The 25655-nt window shown below is 35.2% G+C and carries 24 protein-coding genes and 1 other RNA gene; 4 read left to right on the forward strand and 21 right to left on the reverse strand.

The window, feature by feature from the left end:
• Window positions 1-301: 301 nt before the first annotated feature.
• From Q4503_RS03350 to Q4503_RS03365, 4 genes are all read right to left on the reverse strand, one after another.
• On the reverse strand, window positions 302-1408 hold the full coding sequence (locus Q4503_RS03350; RefSeq protein WP_303601378.1) for a YcjF family protein: 1107 nt from the start codon (window positions 1406-1408) through the stop codon (window positions 302-304).
• Window positions 1405-2895, reverse strand: a complete 1491-nt coding sequence (locus tag Q4503_RS03355) for a YcjX family protein (RefSeq protein WP_303601400.1) — start codon at window positions 2893-2895, stop codon at window positions 1405-1407. Before Q4503_RS03355 ends, Q4503_RS03350 begins: the two co-directional genes overlap by 4 nt.
• Window positions 2896-2981: 86 nt before the next feature.
• Window positions 2982-3941 (reverse strand): class I SAM-dependent methyltransferase, encoded by a 960-nt coding sequence (locus tag Q4503_RS03360; protein WP_303601379.1) that lies wholly within the window; start codon window positions 3939-3941, stop codon window positions 2982-2984.
• 93 nt (window positions 3942-4034) lie between these two features.
• Entirely contained in the window at window positions 4035-6665 is a 2631-nt protein-coding gene (locus Q4503_RS03365) for a TonB-dependent siderophore receptor (protein WP_303601380.1), read from the reverse strand.
• 639 nt (window positions 6666-7304) lie between these two features.
• Between Q4503_RS03365 and Q4503_RS03370 the strand changes: the two genes are divergently transcribed.
• Together Q4503_RS03370 and Q4503_RS03375 are read left to right on the forward strand one after the other, a co-directional pair.
• Window positions 7305-7937: a primosomal replication protein gene (locus Q4503_RS03370; RefSeq protein ID WP_303601381.1), complete on the forward strand. Its 633-nt coding sequence runs from the start codon at window positions 7305-7307 to the stop codon at window positions 7935-7937.
• A 94-nt stretch (window positions 7938-8031) separates the two neighbouring features.
• Window positions 8032-8304, forward strand: a complete 273-nt coding sequence (locus tag Q4503_RS03375) for a late competence development ComFB family protein (RefSeq protein WP_215973292.1) — start codon at window positions 8032-8034, stop codon at window positions 8302-8304.
• Between the two features lie 180 nt (window positions 8305-8484).
• Here Q4503_RS03375 and Q4503_RS03380 read toward each other — a convergent pair whose 3' ends face one another.
• The 5 genes from Q4503_RS03380 to Q4503_RS03400 form a co-directional block, all read right to left on the reverse strand.
• Entirely contained in the window at window positions 8485-10932 is a 2448-nt protein-coding gene (locus tag Q4503_RS03380; RefSeq protein WP_303601382.1) for a diguanylate cyclase, read from the reverse strand.
• Window positions 10933-11300: 368 nt separating this feature from the next.
• Window positions 11301-11447 (reverse strand): hypothetical protein, encoded by a 147-nt coding sequence (locus tag Q4503_RS03385; RefSeq protein ID WP_303601383.1) that lies wholly within the window; start codon window positions 11445-11447, stop codon window positions 11301-11303.
• A gap of 70 nt (window positions 11448-11517) precedes the next feature.
• Window positions 11518-11614, reverse strand: an RNA gene (gene ffs / locus Q4503_RS03390) — signal recognition particle sRNA small type.
• A gap of 216 nt (window positions 11615-11830) precedes the next feature.
• The gene (locus tag Q4503_RS03395) at window positions 11831-12751 is read right to left on the reverse strand and encodes a DUF3014 domain-containing protein (protein ID WP_215973320.1); all 921 of its coding nucleotides are present in this window, start codon (window positions 12749-12751) and stop codon (window positions 11831-11833) included.
• A gap of 40 nt (window positions 12752-12791) precedes the next feature.
• The gene (locus Q4503_RS03400) at window positions 12792-13682 is read right to left on the reverse strand and encodes a LysR family transcriptional regulator (protein WP_303601384.1); all 891 of its coding nucleotides are present in this window, start codon (window positions 13680-13682) and stop codon (window positions 12792-12794) included.
• Window positions 13683-13814: 132 nt separating this feature from the next.
• Here Q4503_RS03400 and Q4503_RS03405 point away from each other — a divergent pair, with 132 nt between their 5' ends.
• Window positions 13815-15317, forward strand: coding sequence for a CoA-acylating methylmalonate-semialdehyde dehydrogenase (locus Q4503_RS03405; RefSeq protein WP_215973322.1), 1503 nt, complete (start codon window positions 13815-13817; stop codon window positions 15315-15317).
• A gap of 90 nt (window positions 15318-15407) precedes the next feature.
• On the opposite strand, the gene Q4503_RS03410 is transcribed toward Q4503_RS03405, so the two are convergent.
• The 4 genes from Q4503_RS03410 to dbpA all read right to left on the reverse strand — a co-directional run bounded on the left by Q4503_RS03410 (window position 15408) and on the right by dbpA (window position 20099).
• Window positions 15408-16175: a tRNA-uridine aminocarboxypropyltransferase gene (locus Q4503_RS03410; RefSeq protein WP_303601385.1), complete on the reverse strand. Its 768-nt coding sequence runs from the start codon at window positions 16173-16175 to the stop codon at window positions 15408-15410.
• A 94-nt stretch (window positions 16176-16269) separates the two neighbouring features.
• Window positions 16270-17118: a DUF2884 family protein gene (locus Q4503_RS03415; RefSeq protein WP_215973324.1), complete on the reverse strand. Its 849-nt coding sequence runs from the start codon at window positions 17116-17118 to the stop codon at window positions 16270-16272.
• A gap of 277 nt (window positions 17119-17395) precedes the next feature.
• Window positions 17396-18616 carry a cell division protein ZapE gene (gene zapE, locus Q4503_RS03420; RefSeq protein ID WP_215973325.1) on the reverse strand — a complete coding sequence of 407 codons (1221 nt, stop codon included), beginning with the start codon at window positions 18614-18616 and terminating at the stop codon, window positions 17396-17398.
• A gap of 46 nt (window positions 18617-18662) precedes the next feature.
• Window positions 18663-20099 (reverse strand): ATP-dependent RNA helicase DbpA, encoded by a 1437-nt coding sequence (dbpA, locus tag Q4503_RS03425; RefSeq protein WP_215973326.1) that lies wholly within the window; start codon window positions 20097-20099, stop codon window positions 18663-18665.
• Between the two features lie 124 nt (window positions 20100-20223).
• Between dbpA and Q4503_RS03430 the strand changes: the two genes are divergently transcribed.
• Window positions 20224-20382, forward strand: a complete 159-nt coding sequence (locus Q4503_RS03430) for a DUF2986 domain-containing protein (RefSeq protein ID WP_215973327.1) — start codon at window positions 20224-20226, stop codon at window positions 20380-20382.
• Window positions 20383-20464: 82 nt separating this feature from the next.
• Here the strand turns inward: Q4503_RS03430 and raiA are convergent, their stop codons facing one another.
• The 8 genes from raiA to Q4503_RS03470 all read right to left on the reverse strand — a co-directional run bounded on the left by raiA (window position 20465) and on the right by Q4503_RS03470 (window position 25611).
• On the reverse strand, window positions 20465-20821 hold the full coding sequence (gene raiA / locus Q4503_RS03435; protein WP_215973328.1) for a ribosome-associated translation inhibitor RaiA: 357 nt from the start codon (window positions 20819-20821) through the stop codon (window positions 20465-20467).
• A 219-nt stretch (window positions 20822-21040) separates the two neighbouring features.
• The gene (locus tag Q4503_RS03440) at window positions 21041-21514 is read right to left on the reverse strand and encodes a phosphatidylglycerophosphatase A (RefSeq protein WP_303601386.1); all 474 of its coding nucleotides are present in this window, start codon (window positions 21512-21514) and stop codon (window positions 21041-21043) included.
• A gap of 27 nt (window positions 21515-21541) precedes the next feature.
• Window positions 21542-22507 (reverse strand): thiamine-phosphate kinase, encoded by a 966-nt coding sequence (gene thiL, locus Q4503_RS03445; RefSeq protein WP_215973330.1) that lies wholly within the window; start codon window positions 22505-22507, stop codon window positions 21542-21544.
• A 35-nt stretch (window positions 22508-22542) separates the two neighbouring features.
• A complete protein-coding gene (nusB, locus tag Q4503_RS03450; RefSeq protein WP_215973331.1) occupies window positions 22543-22959 on the reverse strand; it encodes a transcription antitermination factor NusB in 417 nt (138 codons plus the stop codon).
• 10 nt (window positions 22960-22969) lie between these two features.
• Entirely contained in the window at window positions 22970-23434 is a 465-nt protein-coding gene (gene ribE, locus Q4503_RS03455; RefSeq protein WP_159818403.1) for a 6,7-dimethyl-8-ribityllumazine synthase, read from the reverse strand.
• A gap of 143 nt (window positions 23435-23577) precedes the next feature.
• Window positions 23578-24348, reverse strand: coding sequence for a VacJ family lipoprotein (locus Q4503_RS03460; RefSeq protein WP_215973332.1), 771 nt, complete (start codon window positions 24346-24348; stop codon window positions 23578-23580).
• Between the two features lie 108 nt (window positions 24349-24456).
• Window positions 24457-24924, reverse strand: a complete 468-nt coding sequence (locus Q4503_RS03465) for a DUF2802 domain-containing protein (RefSeq protein ID WP_215973333.1) — start codon at window positions 24922-24924, stop codon at window positions 24457-24459.
• A 192-nt stretch (window positions 24925-25116) separates the two neighbouring features.
• Window positions 25117-25611, reverse strand: a complete 495-nt coding sequence (locus Q4503_RS03470; RefSeq protein WP_215973334.1) for a chemotaxis protein CheW — start codon at window positions 25609-25611, stop codon at window positions 25117-25119.
• Window positions 25612-25655: the final 44 nt, after the last annotated feature.

A 25655-nucleotide genomic window follows, 5' to 3' on the forward strand; every position in this document is an offset into this window, starting at 1 on the left:
ACACCTATCTGTTTAAAATGTAAACTAATTATTACAAATATAATGACTTTAAGTATAAAACAGCCATAAATAGTGGCTATAGATAACTGAAACAGTACTAGTTACAGAGTTTAAGCTAAGTAAAGGATTCGGCGAACGCAAGCCGACAGAGTAACCTTAGGCACCTCAATTAGAATTTTACCTTACTATCCTTCTAACATGGTTAGAATTGACATTAAACAAAAGGTAAGGTGGAGTTAGATAGTCAATGACATTAATTTGACCATGATTAGCTCACGGTTAATGCACTAACACTTACAAATTAAACTTTTTGGCTAATAAGGTTTTTAATCGTCGTCAGCATTTCTTTTCGAACATGCGAAAGTTTAGGCTTGTCTTCGAAAGGAATTGGGCGACATAACTGCATAGTTTTAACACCTAATCGAGCTGTTAGCATACCTGCACCGAGTCCTTGTGCTAAACGCCCTGAAAGTTTTCCAAGTAAATCAGCACCTATCATATCACTGCCAAAATCAGCAATTAATTCACTAGCTCCAGCATAGACCATGTTAATAAACACTTGTTTAATCAACTTAATACGGCTCCAATATCCTAATTTTAAACCATACAAACCTGCGACTTTATTTATCATCCTAAAGTTTCGCCATACAATAATTAACATATCTATAATAGCAACAGGGCTAAGAGCAACTAAAACCACAGCTTCAGTTGAAAATCGTGCAATTTCAGCCATCGCTTTCTCATCAACTTTTGACAATACTGACCGTGAATAAAGTTGTAATAATTCGCTATCTGAATATTGATCATTTAATGCATCTTGCCAAACCTGATCTTTTTCATTTTCCAAGGTAAGATCGCAGGGTAAACTGTTGGTTATTTTTTGACAAAAGTGTTGAACATTTAGCTGTGCTGGTGAAGAGCTTGCCATGCTATCACTGCTTAACAGTAACTGATTTGCTTCTTTCTTTAATATCTCTCTTCGTTTAAATTGCCTTAATTTAGACCATTCACTGAAAATAGTAGTAGAAGTAATAATCACTAAACAAGATAAAATAACAGCATAAATACTGGTAATAATAGGCGATTGTTCAAAACCATTAATAAAAAAATCAACCGCCTCCACTCCAATAATGACAGTAAGTAGAGTAAAAACTATGCGCCATAACCAACGAGGGCGGCTTTTGTTATTTTCTAAAGAAAGACTATCTGATGAGCTATTTTTCAGCACTGTCGGCAGTTCACTAACCTCATCGATAGGTAAATAATCTTGATTATCAAAAATGACCTGTGCGCCACTTTCAGTTTCTTTTGCCTCTTGAGAGCTCTGTTGTTCTGATAATTCGCTCTCAGAAAAAAGAATTTGTTGCTGATGATTTTCTTCATCAGTTCTATTATTTATTTGGGTCATATCATTTTATCTGCTAACAAAAATTGTAATACTTGATCCATACGAATATGCGGTAAAGGCTGGTTTTTTTTCAAACCATTCATAGGGAGAAAATTGATAAAGTTAAAAGCACACGCTTGCCAAAATTCTTTTTTTGGTAAATGTTCTGGAACAGAGCCAGGAAATAATGTAATTTTTTCCCTCGTTTTTAGCGTAATTTCGTCATTTAATGAGCTTTGATTAGTGCTGCTATGATCTGTATAGCCTTGAATAACGGAAACCTGCTGTCCTTTATGGAAACTTTTACCTGAAGTGGTACTTTTCACTGATGCTATCGCGAGCGTTTTCATTTCAATAGCTTCAAAATTTAGGTTATGTTTACTTTGAAAAATCAACTCATTAAATAGCGACACCATAGGTGCATGTTGTTCACCCGTTACGTGATCTGCCTTGGTCGCGGCAAAAAGTAACTTATCAATTTTTGGAGAAAATAAACGCGAAAACAAACCTGATTTACCATAACTATAACTTTCTAAAATCATATCAATGGCTAGTTGTAAATCTGAAAAGCCTTCTGCGCCACCATTATTAGAGCATGAATTTAATGGCGTCAAACAATCAGCTAAAACAATTTGTCGATCAAATCGTAAAAAATGCTGACGATAGAATTTTTTAACAACTTCTTCTTTATACTCAATAAATCGGGCTCTTAACATCCCAATAAAACTATTATCACTGGCATTCTGATAATCATTTCCATCAATATTTGTTAAGTTTGGAAAAGGAAAAAATTCTAAAATAGGTGCTCCAGCTAATTCAGCAGGTAAAATAAATCGTCCTGGTTGAATAACACTAAGCCCTAATTGATAACGAAATGCGTGCAGTAAGTCAGTATACTCTTTAGATAATTGCGCTAATAACTCCTCATCAGCTTCATCAAACGGATCTATACTAGCAACCTTGGTTAGAAAGCCCTGAGAGAACTCTAGACGCGGTGACGCTGTTAATAAGGCATGCGTTTGTTCAGACCATTGCTCATAAGTTTGTTTGAGCATAGGTAAGTCAAGTAACCACTCACCAGGATAATCAGTTATATCAAGCGTTAATGTCGCCATATCAGCGGCATATTTTAGTAATGATTTCTGAGGCTGATAGCGAATAGCAAGGCGCAGTTCACTAATACCATGGGTTGGCTCGGGCCATGTTGGATGCTCATTGGTCAGGGAAGCTATGGCTTTATCATAATCAAAACGTGGAATAGATAAATTTTTTTGCGGCACACGTTTAGCTGCTATAAAATTTCCATTATGTACAGGATCAAAAAAACTTAGTTTACTGCTATTTCCTTCGGTAATTAGCTGATTAACTAACGACGTTATAAAGGCTGTTTTACCACTTCGACTTAAGCCAGTAACCGCTAAGTTGATATGTTGATCAAACGTACGGTTGAGTATTTCACCGGCTTTATTTTTTAATTTATCTAATCTCTTGATAAAGCTTCTCCGCATATGCACGAATAATTTTCTAAGGTAATGGTCAAAGTAGAAACCATAAAAGTAATTTTATCATAATTACTTTTTTTCAAAAACAACAGCTAAATATTTGTATTTTTAGTTGCTTGAATTGCCCAGCATAATTTACCTAAATCATGATCAATTGACGTCATATTAAACGAACTGAAGTTATCTTGTGTCGAGGTTTGGATTTGATTAACATCAGTCATCGACCAAGCAGCTGCAACTTGATCTTCTAAGCGTTGCCTAAAGAATAGTGTATTGGCTATGATAGTCGCAACACTTTCCCTATTAATATGCTTCCAGTTCATAATGACAGGTACTAACTCTTTGGCTAGTAAGTTGAACCAATCTAATTGTACTTCGTTATTACAAGCTCTCTGCAGCTCTTTAAATAAGTTTAATAAATCCTTATTTTTGCGCTGAAATTGAGTTTGCTGTTCTAATGTTGGATTATTTTTATCTTTAATTGTTTCACATAAGTTTGCAAAATCTTGTAACCCATCTAATAAGCCGTTGTTTGCTGATAATCTATTAATGATATTAATACCAACTTTACAATCGTCGGTAATAAATGAAGACTCATGATGAATTAAAGCGATAAAACTGCCATTAGGTTTTAGAATTCGGTTTATTTCTAATACTGCGGCACTTGGTTCGGCATACTCAAAACCAAATTGACTAATAACAGCATCAAACACTTGGTCTTTAAAAGCTAACTTTTCTGTCGGCATTTCACCATAAAATTTAACACTTTTAAGCGTATTATAAATAGGATCTGAAGGTTTAAACTTGGAAAGAGGATTAATAGCTGCTGCGTCTGAGCCATAAACATTAAGATAAGGATTAAATTTTTTAGCTAAAACAGCAAGTCCGCCATTACCTGTGGCTACATCTAATATTTTTGCTGAGTTAGAAAATTGTTGAAATTCTTTATGCCAAAAATCTGCTATTTGTCCAACATAGCCTTGCTTATGTTCTCCTTCTGCAAAACTATTAAGTGACTTTGTTGATGACCAATAAGTACTCCAATGTTGCATTTTCTCTACCTATTAAAAAAGAAAAGGTGGGTATAATACCCACCTTTATTTTGTACAACTTTCAGTTAACTAAAAGTTCATGCTAACTTATCTTTAGAAAGTTTGAGATAAACGAACATAAGTAATACGTCCGTATGCATCATAAAGATCAAAGTTATAGTTACGACCATCGAAGCTGCTTAACTGTGGCTCTTTTTCAAACGCATTTTGCATACCAATAGAGATCTTAGTACCTGTTGATAAGCTATAAGTTGCTTGAAGATCGTGTGTGATCCAAGTAGCAATATTACCAGTACGCTCAACACCACCACCATCTACTTGTGTTACATCTTCATACTGAGAACCAATCATGTTCATGTTCCATGTTAGGTCTAAGTTATCCCAAGAGTAGCTGTTGCTTAGCGTAGCACGTTGCTGTGGTTCACCTGTATCTTTAATTGTGTTACGGCCACCATCAATGATGCTATCGAACTGATGGCTAAACTGTAATGTTTGTCTTAAAGTACCTGCATTACCAAAATCAAATGTAGTATTTAGGTTTAAATCAAGACCACTAATTTCCCATTTACCTTCATTCGCGTAACCTTGGGTAATTAAATCAATACCACCATTAGCTAAACGAGTTACACCTAAACCAGCAGGAATTGGGTCACCTGTTTGCTCACGAGTAAGAATTGTTTCAGAACCGAAGAAACGGATCATGTTTTCAATTTCAATCTCATAATAATCAGCAGAGAAGTTTAACCAATCTGTTGGCTGGTAAGCTAAACCTAAAGAGATTTGCTTAGAAGACTCAGATCCCATTTCAGCATTAGCTAAAGTGATTGCACTAACTTGAACATCACAACCTTCAGCTAAACCTAAGTTAAGACATGACGGATCATCTGAAACACTTGGGTTATCAGGAGCCGGTTTAGCAGTAAGAATATCTAATGTCGGTGCACGGAAACCTTCACCGTATGATGCACGTAATACTAAGTTATCAGTTGCATCATATTTTACAGAAACTTTAGGAGAGAAATCACTACCGTAATCAGAGTAGTTATCATAACGACCAGCGATTGTGAACTCTAAACCTTCCTTAACAGGAAATAATGCTTCAAAATAAGCACTTTTAAGGTTACGACCACCACCAGCACTATTACCAGCAGAACCACCAACTTGACCAGCTTCAGACAAAGAGTCATAAGTATCAGAGTAATCTTCTTTACGGTATTCAGCACCAACAACAGCTTGTAATGTACCGCCATCCATTTCCATTACATCAAATGCAACAGAGCCGAAAACTTCTTCTTGTTCAAACGTACCAATACGTGATGTAGTTACATTTAAACCAGATAATAATGTAGCATACTCACTTTTCTCTGCATCAGTAGTAAAGCGAGTGCCGAACGGGTCATTGATCATATATGCGCCACTATCAATAGCAACACGAGCATTAGAACCCATTAAGTAACCACGACCAATTTCATAAGTCTTAGTTTTGTTTTTACGTACACCGAAATCAACAAAAACATCACCAATGTTACCTTCAACACCAACTAAAAAGTCAGTTGACCAGTTGTCAACTTCACTATCACGGTTACCTAATGCAGCAAAACGATGACGGAAACCAACTTCTTGAGCACCTTGTCCTGAAGTAGACTCTTCATAAAATGGGCTATCTGGATTAGTTGGGTTATTTGGGCTATCAGCAGACATAAATGCGCCAACACCAGCATCATTCAATGTTGGTGCATAACGACCAAACGACTTAGTTTTTGAAATCAATGTATGAGAGAATATTTTCCAGTCATCATTAATTTCATATTCAGCTTTCAAGAAACCAGACGTGTTACCTGTTGATGCTTCATTAGCATTTGTTGCATTGAAATTATATGCACAAAAATCATCACCAGCCATGAAGAAATCTTGTAAACCATCACATTCTGCAGCAGAAAGAATTGAACTTAATCCACCTGCATCATCTTCACCAAGGTAGCCTCCAGGTCTTACCCAGTTTGCACCAAAACTTGACGCACCAGGTTGAACCCAATCATAAGCATTTTCAAAAATAATGTCACGGTTGTTCCAAGAAACACCACCAATAACAGAGGCTTTATCAGTTGAAGCACCAAATACAGCAGAGCCCTCTTCGCGATCACCACCTTCGTTTGGTAAACTAACCTCTGAAGCGCCTAAACGTAACTCAGCACCAGTAAAGTTTTTTCTAGTGATTATGTTAATAACACCAGCGATAGCATCAGAACCATATACCGCAGAAGCACCATCAGATAATATTTCAATTCTTTCTACCGCTGCCATAGGGATAGAGTTTAAATCTTGTGAGTTACCTGTTGATGGAGATTTAGGTAAACGACGACCATCTACTAAGATTAAAGAACGTTCAGAGCCTAAGCCACGTAAGTTAACTTGAGAAATACCTTGCGCAGAACTACCTGATTGTGGACGGAAAGAACCAGCAGAGTTAAAGCTAGTATTACGTAATAAATCTGAAACTGAAGTTTGACCTGAGAAATCAATCGCCGCACGATCAATAACGGTAACAGGGATTGAACCTTCTAAATCGGTACGTTTAATACGAGAACCTGTTACTGCAATTCGCTCTACTTCTTCAGCGCCATCTTCTGCTGAAAATGCTGACGTTGAAATTGATGCAGTTGCCGCAGCACCAAACATCATAGCTAGACGAATTGCCTTAGCTAATTTGCTATTGTTATACATGTTTACTCCCTGGATCACATTTGTGATTGGTTTGTTATTTGTTTGTTTTTTATACGTTTCGAGACTATTTTGCCCCGTAAACTTTTTTGAACGAGTCGTATGACCTGATCTGTCGCTTATGATATTAAACGGTATCAGCTCATACCGTCAATACCATTTATAACCATTTGGTAAGGTTTTTCACATTCAGACATATTAAGTAACATAAAAAAAAACAGGAAAAACAGAGAATTCAACAATAAATCACTATAAAACAGTTGCTTAATGGTGTTTGCTTTTATTATTGTTTTAACTGAACCTTTTCATAAAAAGATAAATATTATTTTAAATTTTAAAAATAATATTTATCACCAAGAACAAATAACAACTTAAAAACAACAACTTAAAACAATGCCATTTATTTATACCTAATTAATCAATTCCAAATATTTCCATCCAAAACAAAAAATAACATAATAAAATCAACAACTAAAAATAATAAAACACCCAACTGTAAACATATAATTACAAAAGCCGATTTTTTCTTCTTAGCTTTTATAAGGGTTAGTAATATAAAAGACTTATTTTTATAAAATCATTCCTATTTCAAGTGCTACAATGACAATGAAATTTGCTGCGGCTCTTACATTAGGTTAAATAATGAACTCTATTGAGCGTTTGTCTGTGTTACTAGAAACACTCGAAGCGAAAGCTAAACAAACAGATATACAAAATACACAACGCAAAGCACACTGTTTAATTGAAAATAACAATTTATTTTCATCAACGCTATTTGTTAGTCAAAGTGATCAATTTATTCCATATATAAAAGAAACTAAACGAAAAATATCAGAATTTTCTCGTTTAGTTGCAGCCAATAAAGTAGAGCTTTCAAGATTAGTGTTACTACAAATCGAACAGCAAATATCTGCTATATCTATTGCATTACAATCAAATGCTGTGATGCACCAGGCTGCCACCTTAAGTTTTGATGCAAACAAAAAAGTTCGTATAAAAAAAGCAAAAGAAAAACAAACGAACAAATACAGCGCACTCACTAAAAACATTATGTTAAATAGCCATCAGCTGTATCAAAAATTAAACGAACATCATGAATTTGAACGACGTTTAATGGATATGCTTAGTGAGCGAGAAAATGCGCGGTTACGGTGTAAAAACCATGAAAGCGAAAAAATATCAATGGAAGTACTTGCTTTACATCAACGCCTTGGCCGTTGTCGTCAAGCAATTTCAGCAATTGAACGTGATATAGAGTTTGCTGAAAAACGTTAAAATTTATTACCTTATTTCATACGAATAAGAATGGCATATAAATAAATCTAAGGTTAATATTAGAAACTAATAAATTAATAATAAGAAGGCAACTATGAAAATATCTGATGACATCCATAATTATTATGAAAAATTAGTAATGCAACATTTTACTTTATCTAAGTTTGATGAAAAATATGATGAAGATTTTATTGCAGATCTTACATGCGTTGTATTAAATCAACTACCTACTCGTTATATTCGTCATGAAGTTGATATGGCTTTTTACTTGCCTGCATCTGAGCGCTTTGAAATGGAATCAAAAGTAAAAGTGGCCATAACAAAATCTCTTGAATTTATGAATATGCAACACTCAAATAATGATTAAATTTAAAAATATTAATATAAGGAAGCGAATCTAGGTATTGACGATATAAATATGATCCTTTATTAAATTAAAGTTAGCTCAAAGATTTAACGCTCTTATATCTGTAAAATCCCCACTATAACCTAATGTTTAATAACACTTCTAGCTCTGAATTAATTAAAGCATCAACCTAGCCAGTTGTTAATTCTTAGGTTTAAAGGTTTTTTCCCACAAGCTAACTTGATTGCGTCCTAGAGATTTTGATTTAAAGAGTGCTAAATCTGCTTGTTCAATTAATTCTGATGGTGTTTTAGCATTAAATTTAATGGAGGCAACACCAAAACTACAGGTAACAGAAATATTGTTAAAGCTACTAGCCTCAACCTTTTGACGAATATTTTCAGCAATATCCATTGCTTGCTCTTTTGGAGCTCCAGGTAAAACAATACAGAACTCTTCTCCACCAAAACGTGCAACAATGTCATTTTGACGCACACTATTTTGTAGAATATTAGCGACAGCACTAAGCACAGAATCTCCCGCACTGTGTCCATAACTATCATTTACTTCCTTAAAATGATCGATATCTACCATAAGAATGCAATACTCACTAAGCCTTGTAGTATCGACAAAATCTCTATTCATAAAATCAAATAAAATTCGACGATTATAGCAATTAGTCAACGGGTCGCGAGCTGCTAAATAATCTAGTTCTTTATTTCGTTTGTTTGAATCGACAAACCTTTTATATATAAATAATACGGCAAGCAAGCAAATAACCAATAACGAAGCTAATGCAACACTGGCATATTTATTTTTAGTAAGCTCTAATTCAGAAATAATTCTTGCTTGCGCAGCTATTTCAATTTCAGTATTTTTCTTAAGTAATTGAAGCTGATCAAGTCTTACTTTTTCCTTTAACGATTTCAGCTCTTCTTCCATTTTATGTGAATACAAATTCGCTTTAGCTAAAACTAATTCTTCTTCCTCTCTTTCATCTTGAATAACTTTAGATAGTGCTATTTCATTTTCAGCATAACCTAATGACTCTGCAATATTCCCTCTTCTCTTTTCTAATTTTCTAAGCTCTCGATAGGCATATAACGTCTGATATTTTGTGTTGATTTTAGTCGACAATTCTAATGATTTTTTTAGTAAACTAACAGCTTCATCACTATTCATATCACTAAGCAGCGCTGCCAATGGTGTTTGCGCTTTAATTTGATATAACTCATTACCTCCTTTAATCGCTTGCGCCAACGATTCTCTATAATACGCTATAGCCTGACTATTCTCTTGCTGTGCTCGATAAATATTGCCGATGATGCGTGCCGAAGTAGAGCCTTTTAGGTAATCATTTTCCTTTTGGTAAATTTTATAAGCTTTTTTCGCCATAACATGAGCAGATTGATACTTTTCGTCATTTAAATCAATCACTGCCAACTCTCTTAATGCTGAAGCAAGCGTTTTTGTCTCAATCTGTTCTTCAGGCAAATCAATAGTAAACTGATAAAACGAACGGGCTTGTCCGAATTGCTTCAATCGAGTGTATATAAGACCCATTTGATTGGATGCTTTTCCCATACTGCTAAAATCTTTAATTTTAGTGAAGTACAGGTAAGCCTCATAAATAGCGGTCAACGACTTTTCATATTGACCAATATTGCGATAAATTATGCCCGCGCCTATCAGCGCTTTGGCACGCCCAGCAGGATCCTCGATTTGATCATGTATTTCTAAACCACGGACTGAATATTCTAACGCAACAACGTAGTTTTCAAGGTAGCGCTCCGCCTCTGCAAGTGTATTCAACGTACGTGCCATTAATTTTTTATCTTGTAAAGCAGTAAATACATCTAACGCTTTTCTATAAAAAAATGCCGTTTTTTCTCTATTCCTCAGTCGTTTGTACGACTGAGCTAGATTTTTATAGGTTTCGCCAAGATGTCTTTGTACAATTTTATCATCTGCTTTAAGATACTTTAGCGCTTGAGAATATTGCTCAATAGCATCGTTATAGTGCTTTTTTTCATAATAACCAGCTCCTTTGGTTATGAGAATAAGCGCTATGGATAAATCTTGTTTGGATTTTTCAGCTAAAGGAAGTAATTCATCAAGTATTTTATTTGCTTCATCATATCGTCTAGCCAAAATAAGCATAGTAGCATAATCAACCGAAGAACTAATTAAGCGCTTATTCTCATTAATTTTTTTGTAAAGAATAGTAGCTTCTAAAAAATGATATAACGACTGTTCAATATCTTTTGAGTCGCGCGCCAGTTCGCCTAATAAATAATGTGAATGTGCACTCAAACGATGATTTTTATTATTTTGCGATAACAAGAGTGCTTCGTTAGCTAATGCCGTGCTTTGTTTTTTATCTTTATATTTAAGTGATTTGGCTTGCTTTAAAAGCGCTAATTCCGGTGAGTTATCAGTATATTTATCAACAGTAGAAATCGATGAGTTTTTTTCTGCTGAGTAAGCTGTATTAGAACAAAAAGGTAGAATACCAACTAAAAATAAACATATTGTGTACTTACAAATTAAACAATAATGTTTTTTAAAAATCATTAAAATATAAAAAGACTCACTCTGCCAAGTAAAAATAACCGAAGGTAATCGATTTAAAGTAGAGAACAACATCATATATGATCGCCTAAATCTTACCCGTTAACAGGGCTATCCATAATTATGTTAATCGATAAAGTATATATTGTGTGATGTCGAATTAACACTCTAAAAATAAAAATGCTTATATAAATTTTATTTTTATTCATGAAATTGAACTAATTACGAATATAGTTTCACTACTTATGAATTGTGAATAAGCAACTTCAGTGACTTTTACCACTTAATGATGAGGAGTTGATATTACTTATGAGTTATTTGAAATTGAATTTCTCGATTTAACCTGAATATTTTTGCCTCTTGCTTCATACCTCCTCATTATTTAAACGCATAATACTAACTTACCTGAGCTCAGCTTAAAAAATTTATTTATTGAAACTCAACATTTAAAATACAGCATCAAACAAAATATGACTGACTTTTCTAAAGGCTTCTTTTTTACAACGTGTTCTTAAAGACTTCCAAGAGGAATTATTTCGATAGTAATAAATACCATTGCGGATGTATAAATGAGGGATATTTGCTGACTTCATTGTAGCACCAATTGTAGCAGTTACGCTTTTTTGTGGTGTAAGTCATTGATAATAAAATATTGGGTGGCAACCCTAATAGCCACACCTCGGCACATGAGTCGTCTGCTGCGGTTGCTTCCTTCCGGACCTGGCCGAGTTCACAGAGTATCATTGCGAGGGGACCAAAAGGGTCACCATAATGATCTTAAACAAAGATAAATATTTAGATTGCTTAAGTGGCGCGAATTATCGCTAATCAAATCGATGTATGCAAGCACTACTTAGTTATTTTCTAAGAACCTTATACTGCTTGGGTGTTTTTTGTGCAAACATCTAAATATTAACCTTAAACACTCTCTTTTTAGTAAAGTAATTGCTATTAATGTAAATTGATTTTTTACTTCCTAATTAACACCATTTTTTTGTTGAGCCAACTTCTCATGTATCTCTAATAAAATAGATTTTATTACTAAAAGGTTTTCCTTACCTAAGCGCAATAATAATTTATCCGAGTCAGGTAGTGCTTCAAGCTCAGGATCTGCAAATTTATACATAACACTTGGGTGAACCAAGGCCATTGATGATTTAGGTAACTCCATATCCAAAACCCGTGTAATGGCGTCTTGTAAGGTATTAGTAAAGTCATCTTCATAGCCTAATTCACTGTAGGCTTCATTTACCAATGGTTTTATTTCTTCATACCACTGAACTAAGGTGTCACTGTCCATCGAACGAAGTAAATCAACATACAAACTAAAACGTTCGCTAGAGCTCTCGCTCCATTGCAAAACATCTTGTGGTGCTGCTACCACCCCTCCATTTATATTTTGTAAACTAGCGCTATCAGCTTCAGGTGAAAACTTTATCTTAGGCAATATAAATGGGCTATGCTCGTAAGCAACGATTCCCTGCGCAAAGTTATCGGTAAAGACAACAAAACGACGAATCATATCTTCACCAACAATAAGAGTAAGTAACTCTTTTCGCCAAGTAATTTCTGGTAATTTCACTTTTAACCAGTCATCACTCTTATCCAAAGATGGTAATTGCACTTCTACTGGCGCGACCTCTTCAACTATCTCTTCAATTTCAAATGGCTCTGGCTCTTGTACTGGTTCAGTTACTATCATTTCAGGCTCTGGCTCAATAACGGGTGTTGGCATCGGCTTTTCAACAACGACAACAGGCGCCGGTTTATTGCCGGTATATTGCCATGCAAAGCCAATAGCAATAATGACAAGGATAATAAAAACGATAAGAGTCCAAGGTGTTTTTTTGAAAGTACCTTGAGAGTTGTCACCTGGAGATTGATTTGAGTTGTCCATGTTCACCTTTACTTATTTGTTATTTACTTAGACTATTAGCTCATTCTGGCATAAGCAATTGTTTATTTTGTTGTGCTAATACTTTCAAATATTTCCACACTGTTTCTACCTGAGATAAACGTTTACTTTCTGGGTGTGTTACTAGATAAAAGCTACGCACTAATTTAATTTCATCACTACAAAGTTTAACTAAGCTAGCATCTTGTTCAGCCAGAAAGCAAGGTAAAATACCAATACCTAGTCCGCTTTTTATTGCACTATACTGACTCGTAATACTTGTACTTTGAAAACTAGGTTTAATATCTGCACTTAACTCTTTTAAATAAGAGAGTTGTTTAGTAAATAAAAGGTTATCAACATAACTAACCCATTGATATTTAGATAGTTGACTAAATTCTACATTTCCTTCTATTTCTTTAAGATAGCTTGCATGCCCGTATAATTGCAACTGATAGTCACAAAGTTTTGTAATAATTGTTGAAGTGCTCTTTGGCTTTTCAACAGCGATTGCAATATCTGCTTCATTTCGGCTTATTTTTACGTAGCGGGCAAAGTGTACTAGCTCTATTTGAATATTAGGGAATTCATGTTTAAGTTTTGTTAAATTAGGCGCAATAAAACAATTACCAAACGCTTCAGTGACACCAATACGAACACGACCGCTATTTAAATCTTTTTGCTCTTTTATTTCATCGAATGCCTGAACAGCATCAAGCTCCATTCGTCGAGCAAATTGTAATAGCTTTTTACCATCATGCGTTAAGACATGCCCATCTACAGTTCGTTCAAATAATTTTGTGGCTAAATTTTCTTCTAGCTTATGCACACGTCTAGAGAGCGTTGATGCATCAATCATCAAACGCTTAGCCGCTATAGATAAACGCTCGCTACGCGCGACCTCTAAAAATAATTTTATATCATCCCAGTTCATTATTTGATCATAACAACAAAAACAACTGCTTGCAAAAATGCAATAGCTACTGCATTTATGCGTATTGCTCAGTAAATGTTAAAAGATTACTTTAGTACCAATTAAAATAAATTACTTGAAAAAAGGACTGTCATGACTGTTAAAGAGATTCCACTGATCATCAATGGTGAAAAAGTTCGTTCTACTACAGATACTTGGTTAGACGTTTTAAATCCTGCTACACAAGAAGTAGTTGCCCGAGTACCTATAGCAACCAAAAAAGAGGTTGCCGCTGCAGTTGCAAGTGCTGCTGAAGCTTTTAAAAGTTGGTCTAAGGTTTCTTTAACTAACCGTATGCGTATCATGTTGAATTTTCAACAATTAGTGAGAGAGAATACTCAAGAGCTTGCTGCGTTAGTTACTTTAGAGCATGGTAAAACACTCCCAGATGCTGAAGGCGAAGTTGGTCGTTCATTAGAGGCTATTGAAAATGCCTGCTCAATTACCCGTTTACAATTAGGTGAAATTGCGAATAACGCAGCATCAGGCGTAGATACTTATACATTGAATAAGCCAATTGGTGTTGGTTTAGGCATTACCGCATTTAATTTTCCATTAATGCTGCCATCGTTTATGTTCCCACCTGCTATTGCTTGTGGTAATACGTTTATTTTAAAACCATCAGAACAAGCACCTTCATCAACAATTCTACTTGTTGAATTAGCACTTCAAGCAGGTATTCCAGCCGGTGTATTGAATGTTGTTCATGGTGATGCTGATGTCGTTAATCAATTAATTGAAGCTGAGCCAGTAAAAGCAGTGTCATTCATTGGTTCAACTGGTGTTGGTACACACGTATATAACCATGCGACTAAACACGGTAAACGTGCCCAATCTATGATGGGTGCTAAAAACCATATGGTCATTATGCCTGACGCAAATAAAGATCGTGCTATTAATGATTTACTTGGTTCAGCCTTTGGTGCAGCAGGACAGCGCTGCATGGCTAACCCTGTAACAATTCTAGTAGGTGAAACTCGAAACTGGCTACCTGAAATTGTTGAACGAGCAAAACAAATGAAAATTGGCCCAGGTACGCAACGAGATGCCGATTTAGGCCCGGTTGTTTCACCACAAGCTAAAGCTCGTATTATTAGCATACTCGACAGCGGCGTTGAACAAGGTGCTACTATGCTAATTGACGGTAGAAATTGTCAGGTTGAAGGTTATCCAAACGGCAATTTTGTCGGACCAACCTTATTTACTAATGTAACTACCGATATGGACATTTATACTCAAGAAATTTTTGGTCCGGCCTTATGTGTATTAGAAGCTGAAACATTAGATGAAGCGATTGAGATAATTAATGCCAATCCAAATGGTAATGGCACGTCTTTGTTTACTTCTTCTGGCTGGGCAGCACGAAAATTTGAAAATGAAATAGATGTTGGTCAAGTGGGTATTAACGTACCTATTCCTGTACCAGTAGCCTATTTCAGCTTTACCGGCTCACGTGGCTCTAAATTAGGTGATTTAGGACCTAACGGTAAGCAAGTAATCAGCTTTTGGACTTATACAAAATCAGTAACCGCTCGTTGGTTCGAACCAGACCATCAAGATGGCTCTGAAATTCACTCAACGATTAGCATGAAGTAAGTTTCAAACAACTAATAATCAATAATTAATGGGTAACGGGTAACGGGTAACGAAGATAAAGCTTTGTTATCCGTTATTCATTCTACTTTATTAAATATCGCCTTCTTGTAGAAAATTTTGATAGTTCTCAATAGCACTTGAATTACCTTTATTACGTTGGCAAACACTTTTTTGATATTGATAATTAAAAACATCAAACCATAAATCAAGTAAATGTCCGTTATCTTTCTCACCAAACATATCAAGTACTCTAGCGGCAACTTCAGCCGTTGAAAATTGATGCTCTAATTCAGTTTTTCTCACGGTATAACGAGAGTCGTTGCCGACAGGTGATGATAAGTTATCAACCAAGCTTTTGGGATCAAAAGAAACAAGAGGAAACTTATCTAAATAAGGACTCTTTCGAAACATCTTTTTAGCTTCTCGCCAACTGCCATCAAGCATAATAAATAAAGGTTTTTTTCCTTCATCACATACCACAGTATTAGAATTAACTTCGCGGTTATCGTCAGCATATTCTTGAGGAAAAACAACAAAAGGTTGCCATTGCTCATCATCAAGCACTGCTTGTAATTCGTCATTTTTGGTTGTACGTGACCATAAAAAAGCAAAAGTATCAGGAATTAAATCAGCTATCAACTTTCCCGTATTACTTGGTTTTAATACTTCAGTGTCATACATCAACAGTAGGAAGCCTGCATTGGTTTTCACAGTGCCCTTGGCTGGGGCAATAGCGCAAATGCAATATTGCTTAGCTAAGCGGCAGAGTTCACAGCGTATAACTCGCTGTCCTCGTGCTTTATATGTGGTGGTACTTAAGCTTTTTCTAAATAGGTGTAATTGATGAACAGCGTGCATGAAGGATTAAATAAAAATGAAAAGGCTTATTAATGATAACATTACTAAGCCTTGGAAATAATAAATATAAAACGCCTAAAGTTAAAAACGATAATTACATTAACTTTTTCTCTTGCTTATCATCAATTTTTACAGTGTTAACCGTAATAACGTTAATATCAGCTAAAGATGGAATATTCGATCTTAGCTTTTCTTCAAGTTGATCTATTTCAATAGCAGCTGCGCACAAGCTATCAGCTTTACGCTCAATTTTCTCAGCACCTGATTTCATTTCATATTCAATAGTTTCGCCAAAATTTTCCATACGAGTTTCAAAATCATTGCTATCGCCGCCTGAAAGCATCATTTCCTGTCCCAGAGCAACCAGTAAATTTCCCATTGAATTCATCACCGCTTTTTCTACTGCTGACTCAATACGTTGTTCGATATCAGCGCCAAAAAGTTCATCGTCTTTCACGCCATCTTCACCAATAGTAAAACCATTTTTAATGGTAAAGCGCTCAGCGACCTCTGCTTTAAGTGAAGAAAGCTCTTGAGTTAAATCAGCGCCAACTTCATTGCCTTCGCCTAATAGTTGATTAAATGCTAAATCAACACCAGCTAACGCAAGATCAACACCTTCAATAGCAATAAGCCTTACTTGCGGTACTATATTTCGAATATCAGTCGCGTATTTTTTTACTAACGCTTGTTGCTCAGAGTTCAGCGAAATATTTTTTCCACCAACGGTTAAGTTATATTGCTTATCAATAACATATAAAACTTTCTCTTTCTTTTTTGGTTCGAAGAATTCAAGTTTTGTCTCATTAATTGTTAAGCCTGCCTTTAAATCAACATCACAAGAGTCATGCGCATACAGTGCTGTTGATGAAAATAATGAGAGCAATGTTGCAGCAATAAGTGTTTTTGGTGATTTAATTGTTAACAATAATTTATTTATCATGATGATACCTTCTATGCAATTTCAGTTAGTGCTTTAATTAGCATCTGCTATTAGCACATGTTCTAAGCGTTTATTTTTACGTTATTATTTAACGCTTTTCTGTTAGCCTTTATTTTAATACTACAAGAGTGATGCCAAGTTTAATTAATTATTTTTCAATAACATAGAAATATGTGAAAAGTAATTTTTTAATAGAAACAATAATATTTAGTAAAAAAAGCTAAATATTAGCAATTAAATTTTAGTTAACACTTAGCAGACTAATAGCGACAGGAAATCAATAATTTTGCATTTCAAACAACCGTGACTGGCAACGTTGAAATTCAAAACTTAGCTGCTGTCCTTGATAAAGGTCCACTATATCAACATCGGCACTGATAATTAATTGTACTTTTCTATCATAAAATTCATCAACTAGTGCGATAAAGCGACGAGCTTCATCATCTAAGTGTCGTAAACTCCCCATTAATACGCCACTTCGTTGATAACTATCTTCTACGCCTGAAAATACCGCAGGTACCAGTTCACCAGAAAATTGTGGAACATCGCTTATTAATACTGTTGCAAACTTATCTGACAATTGAATGTAGTCTCTTTGGCTTCGAGGCCCAGAGCAAAGATCATAAAAATCGAACCAAATATATTTATCTGCTTTAGCCCGATAACTAATTTTTCGATTATTAATAATAATCTCTTTGTCTAAAAGTGTAGGTAAACCATGACATAATGCCTTAAAACGTTTCGCAAGAAGTTGTTCGCCATCAGCATTGCTAAAATAATAATTTTTGTAGCCTACGACTACAGCATCGGTTAATCGATGATCTGTATCACCATTAACGGATAGTATTTGGCAATATTGATTAATCAAATCGATCGTCGGTAAAAATCGCTCTCGTTGTAAACCATTACGATAAAGTTCTTCCGGCTTGCAGTTAGATGTAAACACCAGTGTTATACCTAAGGAAAATAACTCACGGCATAGCCCTGAAAGTAACATTGCATCACCAATATCACTCACAAAAAACTCATCAAAACACAGTAATTCAATATCAGTTGCCCAAGACTTTGCAATATAGGCGAGTGGATTTACATTCACTTTCTGACCAGAAGATGATTGTTGTGTAGCAAGGTTATTTAGCTGTTGATGAACACTTTCCATAAAACGATGAAAATGAATGCGCTTCTTATGCTTAATAGGAATATTTTGATAAAACATGTCCATTAACATTGTTTTACCTCGACCTACCCTGCCATACAAATATAAACTTTTAAGTTGAGGAATAGCCCCTTCAGAGATTGGTTTATGTCTCAATATTTTATAAAGGGGTAAACGCGTAAATATAGTACTTAAGAAGCTTTGTGGATGACACGATTTTCGTTCATTACTAATTTGCACTAGTTGTTTAGATAACAAATCTAGTGCAGCAACAGCTGAGGATTGTGCTTTGTCTTCACAAAGCACCTGTTGCTTAATTAATTGTTGATATTGTTTGAGCAAAATATAACGGCTATTTTCTATAAGCTTATGTTTATGGGGTAGTTTTCTATACCGTTAAGTGACGTACTTTATAGGTTCGTCCTTTCATTTTCCCCATTGATAACTTTCTTAATGCGCTTTTTAACACTTTTTTATCTACCGCAACATAAGACCTAATATCTAAAACACTGATTTTGCCTACATCTTTGCCAGTAATTTCAACACCGCCATTTTTGCCTTCAGTATTTTTAGCTGTTAATGCGCCTAAAATATCACCTGGGCGAACTTTTTGCTTTTTACCGCCATCAATTTGTATCGTCGCCATTTTAGCTTGTGGCCTAACATTATTTAGCACTTCAGCAGAAGGTAATAAACCTGGTTTGATGACTTGTTCAAGTTCATCTTCAATTAACCCTACTTTGTAGCTTTCTTTATCACTGAACAATGACACCGCTTTACCTTGCGCTCCAGCACGACCTGTACGGCCAATACGGTGAATATGTACTTCACTGTCATGTGCTATATTATAGTTAACAACTAAGTCAAGAGAGTCTATGTCTAACCCCCTAGCTGCAACATCAGTAGCCACTAATATGGCAGCACTTTTATTAGCAAAGCGTAATAAAGTTTGATCTCTGTCTTTTTGCTCTAAATCGCCATGTAATGCTAAAACGCTAAAGCCATCATCATGTAATTTATTGCAAACGGCTTGGGTCTCTTTTTTGGTATTACAAAAAATAACAGTAGACTCTACTGGGTTATCAAGCAGTATTAAGCGTAGTGCTTCAAATCGTTCTATGTCATCTTCAACATGGAAGAACTCTTGCGATATATTAGATTGATCTTCCTCAGTGCTCACTTTTATAATCACTGGTTCAGTCATTATACTTTCACTGATCGCTTGAATTTGTTTCGGAAAAGTTGCGCTAAATAGCAAGGTTTGGCGATCAAGCGGCGTGCGCTCAACAATATTATCAAGTGCTGCTTCAAAGCCCATTTCTAACATACGGTCGGCTTCATCAAGTATTAATAAGTTTAAATCATCTAACTTGAGTGTGCCTTTAATGACATGTTCTTCAATTCGGCCAGGCGTTCCTACAATAATATGAGCACCATGTTCTAATGAGCCAATTTGAGGACCAAATGGTGTGCCACCGCATAGCGTAAGTACTTTTATATTATGTACTGCGCGGGCAAGTTTACGAATTTCTTTTGCTACTTGATCTGCTAATTCGCGCGTAGGGCAAAGTATCATAGACTGAATTCTAAAACGTTTAACTTCTAGTTTTTCTAGTAAAGCTAAACCAAAAGCAGCGGTTTTACCTGAGCCTGTTTTAGCTTGAGCAATAACATCTTTACCCATTAACATTTCAGGTAAACTTTGTGCTTGTATTGGCGTCATTTCTTGATAGCCAAGAGAAGATAAGTTTTGCACTAAATCTTTATGCAGGTTTAGTGAAGAAAAAGCTAATGAGCCTTTGCCGTTAGTAGTTGTTTCGCTCAAGGTTGTGCCTCTGTATTGTTCAAATTGAAATAATTTAAGATATAATAAACTTTCAAGGGAAAGTGAATAAGCGCATAATAACAGCAATCGACCTTTTCAGCTATTTAACACGAAAGAATAAACTATGAATCGTAAAAAGAAAATTAATGACACACTAAAAAAGAAGCAAAAAAAAGCGAATGCTAAATTACATACCAGTAATAAGCCTCGTTATATATCTAAAGCAGAAAGAGAAAAATTGGCATTAGAAGAAGCAGCTTCAAAAGAAACTGAAGAAAGTTAAGCCATCAAAATAGTCAAAAAAAAAGCTATGAATTATTTCACAGCTTTTCTAGTTTTAAATTTATTAATATTACGTTATACGATTATGATAAATTCATCTCTTGCACTTTCTCATGTGCTATTTCTGGCGCTGTACTTTGAGGTTTTTCATGTAAATTAGCTTTTAACTGACCTTTACGATGTTTTAAGGCCGCATCAAGTTTTTTAATTGCACTGGCAATGGCTGGGTACATTACATCATCAATTCCTTTTACTGATATACGTCCACCTTCATAGTTTGTTGTTACTTCAACCTGATGTTGATTATGCTCTTTAGACACGATAACGTCTAAGGCAATTAATGTTGGAAAATGACTTGCAATTTTAGAAAATTTTGCATCGATGTCTTCTTTTACTGAAGCAGAAATTTCAACGTGGTGACCAGAAAGATTTATTTTCATAGGTATTCCTTTTAACATTTACTTTAAACAGTACTGTGAAGTAAAGCTGAGATTAAACGTTGTAAAATGTAACGTCTTAATAAATAGTTGAGGGCATAAAAATAAAAAACAACCTCTGCCTAGTTATTTTTATTTACCCTCTATTTAAAAGTAGCTTAAAATCAGGATAATTGCTATTGATCTAGATTAAGAAATTGTAAGTAAAAACACAGTGTAGAATTAAAAGATTAAATGCATGATAATTAAAGAAAATATACCTGCTAGAATATCATCAAACATGATACCCGCCCCACCTGACATTTTCTTATCAATAAAAGAAATAGGCCAAGGTTTTAAAATATCAAAGACTCGAAATAATAAAAAGCCAACTAAAACAGTTTGCCAACTGACAGGCACCATAAACATTGTTATAAAATAGCCAACAAATTCATCCCATACAATGGCTGGGTGATCATGAACTCCTACATCATTTGCCGCTTTACCACAGATATAAATACCGGCGACACTCATAACAATTACCGCAGCTAAATAGTATGTTGGTGTTAACAATGCTAACAGTAAAAAAAGCGGAACTGCTGCTAAGGTACCAAAAGTACCCGGTGCTTTAGGGGCTAAACCACTACCAAACCCTAAAGCTAAAAACTGAACCGGTTGTTTAATATCAAACAAAACCTTTGATTGGGAATTTTTCATAGTTATGCCGACGCTATTAGAAGTTATTTATTGTGAAGAAAAATGTTGAAAACCTGAGCTTTTAATTGCTACTGGTTTATTATTCAATGTAGTAGAAATAGTTTGCGATGCATTTATTTGTCCTATACAAGTGACCGAAGTACTTGTATGAGATAACGCAGTTTCTAATCCGACTTTTTTATCTTCAGAAACGGTAAACAATAATTCATAATCATCGCCACCATTAAGTGCTAACTCCACCGCATCTTCAAACAATTGTGATTTTTTCATAGTTTCAGATAAGGGAATAGCATCTAAAACAACATTTGCACCAACATTTGAAGCTTGGCAGATATGTCCTAGATCAGCAAGTAAGCCATCAGAAATGTCTATTGCCGCTGAAGCATATTCACGTAAAGCTTGACCTGCAAGTACACGTGGCCTTGGATAATCTAATTTTCTTTGAACATGTTCAATAGCTTCGCTATCCGTTAAAACACCTTCTTTGAGATGTAATAACGCTAAAGCAGCATCGCCTAAGTCACCGGTAACATAAAGCCAGTCACCGGCTTTAGCACCAGAGCGCGTTAAATATTGATCTTCAGCCGTTAACCCCTGTGCTGTTATCGTTATACTTAATGGCCCTTGCGTAGTGTCACCACCAATAAGCTCTACATTATAGAATTCACAAAGCTCAAAAACACCTGAGCAAAAATCAGTAAGCCACTCATCATTCACTTCAGGTACAGTAATAGCTAATGATATCCAACTAGGCTTTGCACCCATCGCAGCAATATCTGATAAATTTACCGCAACAGCTTTATGACCAATAGCTCTCGCTGCGGTACCTAAAGGAAAATGAACGCCAGCAACCAACGTATCCGTAGTGACAACAATTTTTTGATTTTTAGTACAAGAAACTACTGCACAATCATCACCTATTCCAAGAAGTACGTCTTTTCTTTGTACTGCTTGCTTGGTGAAGAATTCTTTTATGAGTTCAAATTCTTTCATAGCACTAACTATTTACTCTTTGGCATAAAGATTTATTACTCTTGAGGGCGAATTAATTTTACAGCTTTATCTAAAACGCCATTAATAAATTTATGGCTATCATCAGCAGCAAACAATTTCGCTAATTCAATCGCTTCATTAATGACCACGCGATAAGGTACGTCTTGGCATTCACTTAATTCGTATACAGCAACACGTAATATTGCCTTTTCAACATGATCAATATCATCAATTGGTCTATCAACATGTGGCGAAATGGCAAGATCTAATCCAGCTATATTGCCCGTTACACCACGTAAAAGTTGTTGAAAGTATTCAATATCAAAACGACGTTTGCTATTTTCTGAAATGAAATTAAGTTCCACGTCATTAACTGAGTTTTGACTAATTTGCCATGAATAAACAGCTTGAACCGCTAGTTCACGTGCTTTTCTTCTAGGAGAAGGTTTCACAATATGTATCCTAAATTTGAGAAAGAACGTTAACCATTTCTAATGCGCCAAGAGCTGCTTCTGCACCCTTATTACCCGCTTTAGTTCCAGCACGTTCAATAGCTTGTTCAATGGAATCAGTTGTAATAACACCAAAAGAAACAGGTATTTCTGATTCTAAACAAACTTGTGCTAAACCTTTGTTACACTCACCAGCAACAAAATCAAAGTGTGGCGTACCTCCACGAATAACAGCACCAATGGCGATAATTGCATCAAAATCACCTTTTTTAGCAAGTTTTTTAGCTGCTAATGGTAATTCGTAAGCACCTGGCACACGAACAATAGTAATATCACTATCAGCAACACTACCGTGACGCTTAAGTGCATCAACTGCACCATCAAGTAAGCTATCAACTATAAAGTGATTAAAACGCGACACAACAATGGCAAATTTTTTGCCTTTAGCTTGAAATGAACCTTCAATAATATTCATCTAACTGTTTCCAATAAAGTTTATATCAAATTGACTGTGCTATTTTCTGTTAACAAGAAGCCAATCAAATGATAAGAGTAAAAAATTGCCGCAATTCTAACAAATTACGGCTAACTTCGGTATATGTTTATAACTTTTTAATGTTAATCTTCAAATTCATCTAAAAGTGCATCTATTGCAGCTTCTTCATCTTCATCAATAACGATGGGGGGATTACCATCATACACACGATAATTCATATTTTGAAAGTATGCATTTTTAATAAACTCATAGGAGTCTGTAGAATTTTCCAGTAACTGCTCTTGATCTTTTATTGACGATCGACTTTCTAAACCGATAATCCCTAAACGCACTACATTTGGCCAAAAATCAATAACAGCTAAAGGCCAATATAAACGATCGACGTAATCACCTACTTCTTCTCGAACAGAGCTAGGACCAAGCCCGGGTATAACAATGTATGGGCCATCTCCGACACCATAAACTCCTAATACTTCACCAAACTCTTCTTGTTCAGTAGACCATTCAAAATCACTTGCAGGATCATAAAAACCAAATAAACCTATAGTAGAATTGAGTACAAAGCGTCCCGTTGCTTTAGCGGCATTTTCCATTTTTAATTGTAGTAAGTTATTAATAATACTTGCAGGTTCATTTAAATTTAATGCCATATTATGTAAGCCCGTTCGTAAAAAAATGGGCATATTGGTGGTATAAAATTCAGACAACGGCTTAGCAACATACTTATCGGCATAATCCCAAGTAAAAGTCCAAAAAGGCCTATTGATAGACTCTAGAGGATCTCTTGGATCACTTAAACCTTCCTGAGCTGAAGGGGTAGTTGAACATCCAGATAAAATAAAAAAAGAAAGTAAAAATAAAATTCTAATAGAGTGGCTTAAAGCGTCTTTCACGGGGATTGTTCCTTGCCATGTTAATGCTAATTAATATGAGTAAAGAAATATTAATAAAGGTATAGGTATAAAGAGAACTAGTTTAACTTGTTTTTATTTCAGAAAACACTAGCCCTTAGCTTTATTTTGATAAACAGAGATTAACATTTCAACCTCGGCGTAAGGAAGTTCGCACTCAGTTACGATTTCGTCAATATCAGCACCTATCTTCGCTAACTTTATTGCTCGAGAGTAGAATTTATCATCACCTTTATCAGTTTGTAATTGCGAGATAAGATCTTGTTGGGAGTTCAATTGAGATTGAATAGCCTTAATTCTATGCTCTAACTGCTTAGATACAAATGTGTTATCAGTTAATGATTTTTCTTGCTGTAGAGATAGATTACGTATCCTCGCATTTAAATCGTCGTTGGCTGATTGCAAGCTATTCACGAGTAATTCATGCGCTTGCGATTGAGACTCATAAACAGCAAACTTAGTGCTGTGCCGGGTTATTAAAACAAAAATAATAACCAAACATAAGATACTAATAACAAGTGCAACGATGGCAATAATAGGCACTGCTAGCAAAGACATAAATAGGCTAACTTACGGGTCTGTATAACAATCATAATAAGAGTAATTTCCAAAAAACGTAATTAAACAAGTGTTACCATTCACCAATGCAAAATAATTTATTAAAGAATATGGTTAACAGGAAGTAAAATGTAAGATACCGAATAAACCAATATCTTGGCACATACTCACCTGCTGACGTTCAAAAAACGATTAGAACTGTTTTAGTTCATCCCACTCTTCATCTGATAATAGTTTATCTAAATCGACTAAAATAAGTAGTTCACCATCACGATTAGATACACCTTGTATAAACTGAGCACTCTCTTCATTACCTACATTCGGTGCATCATCAATCTCAGAGGCTTTAAGGTAAACAACCTCGGAAGCACTATCAACCAATATACCTATCACTTGTTGTTCTAACTCAATAACAACGACACGAGTATTATCAGTAACATCACTAGGCTCTAAACCAAAACGAGAGCGAGTATCAATCACAGTGACAACATTACCACGTAAATTAATGATTCCAAGTACATAAACTGGAGCTCCAGGTACAGGCGCTACTTCACTGTAACGTAGAATTTCTTGTACTTGCATAACGTTAATACCATAAGTTTCATTCTCTAATTTGAACGTTACCCATTGAAGTACTTCATCATTTTCACCTTTTTTACCGCTTAAACTGCGTTTTTCGTCAGACATACCACTTGCCCCTCAATTATTTAAGACTTTTTAACTTATCTTTT

Source organism: Colwellia sp. 6_MG-2023, assembly GCF_030547765.1.
Taxonomy (GTDB): domain Bacteria; phylum Pseudomonadota; class Gammaproteobacteria; order Enterobacterales; family Alteromonadaceae; genus Colwellia.

Coding starts and splice junctions, on each gene's coding strand:
- Q4503_RS03350 (WP_303601378.1), bottom strand. CDS start 1,408: ATGACCCAAATAAATAATAGAACTGATGAAGAAAATCATCAGCAACAA.
- Q4503_RS03355 (WP_303601400.1), bottom strand. CDS start 2,895: ATGCGGAGAAGCTTTATCAAGAGATTAGATAAATTAAAAAATAAAGCC.
- Q4503_RS03360 (WP_303601379.1), bottom strand. CDS start 3,941: ATGCAACATTGGAGTACTTATTGGTCATCAACAAAGTCACTTAATAGT.
- Q4503_RS03365 (WP_303601380.1), bottom strand. CDS start 6,665: ATGTATAACAATAGCAAATTAGCTAAGGCAATTCGTCTAGCTATGATG.
- Q4503_RS03370 (WP_303601381.1), top strand. CDS start 7,305: ATGAACTCTATTGAGCGTTTGTCTGTGTTACTAGAAACACTCGAAGCG.
- Q4503_RS03375 (WP_215973292.1), top strand. CDS start 8,032: ATGAAAATATCTGATGACATCCATAATTATTATGAAAAATTAGTAATG.
- Q4503_RS03380 (WP_303601382.1), bottom strand. CDS start 10,932: ATGATGTTGTTCTCTACTTTAAATCGATTACCTTCGGTTATTTTTACT.
- Q4503_RS03385 (WP_303601383.1), bottom strand. CDS start 11,447: ATGAAGTCAGCAAATATCCCTCATTTATACATCCGCAATGGTATTTAT.
- Q4503_RS03395 (WP_215973320.1), bottom strand. CDS start 12,751: ATGGACAACTCAAATCAATCTCCAGGTGACAACTCTCAAGGTACTTTC.
- Q4503_RS03400 (WP_303601384.1), bottom strand. CDS start 13,682: ATGAACTGGGATGATATAAAATTATTTTTAGAGGTCGCGCGTAGCGAG.
- Q4503_RS03405 (WP_215973322.1), top strand. CDS start 13,815: ATGACTGTTAAAGAGATTCCACTGATCATCAATGGTGAAAAAGTTCGT.
- Q4503_RS03410 (WP_303601385.1), bottom strand. CDS start 16,175: ATGCACGCTGTTCATCAATTACACCTATTTAGAAAAAGCTTAAGTACC.
- Q4503_RS03415 (WP_215973324.1), bottom strand. CDS start 17,118: ATGATAAATAAATTATTGTTAACAATTAAATCACCAAAAACACTTATT.
- Q4503_RS03430 (WP_215973327.1), top strand. CDS start 20,224: ATGAATCGTAAAAAGAAAATTAATGACACACTAAAAAAGAAGCAAAAA.
- raiA (WP_215973328.1), bottom strand. CDS start 20,821: ATGAAAATAAATCTTTCTGGTCACCACGTTGAAATTTCTGCTTCAGTA.
- Q4503_RS03440 (WP_303601386.1), bottom strand. CDS start 21,514: ATGAAAAATTCCCAATCAAAGGTTTTGTTTGATATTAAACAACCGGTT.
- thiL (WP_215973330.1), bottom strand. CDS start 22,507: ATGAAAGAATTTGAACTCATAAAAGAATTCTTCACCAAGCAAGCAGTA.
- ribE (WP_159818403.1), bottom strand. CDS start 23,434: ATGAATATTATTGAAGGTTCATTTCAAGCTAAAGGCAAAAAATTTGCC.
- Q4503_RS03465 (WP_215973333.1), bottom strand. CDS start 24,924: ATGTCTTTGCTAGCAGTGCCTATTATTGCCATCGTTGCACTTGTTATT.
- Q4503_RS03470 (WP_215973334.1), bottom strand. CDS start 25,611: ATGTCTGACGAAAAACGCAGTTTAAGCGGTAAAAAAGGTGAAAATGAT.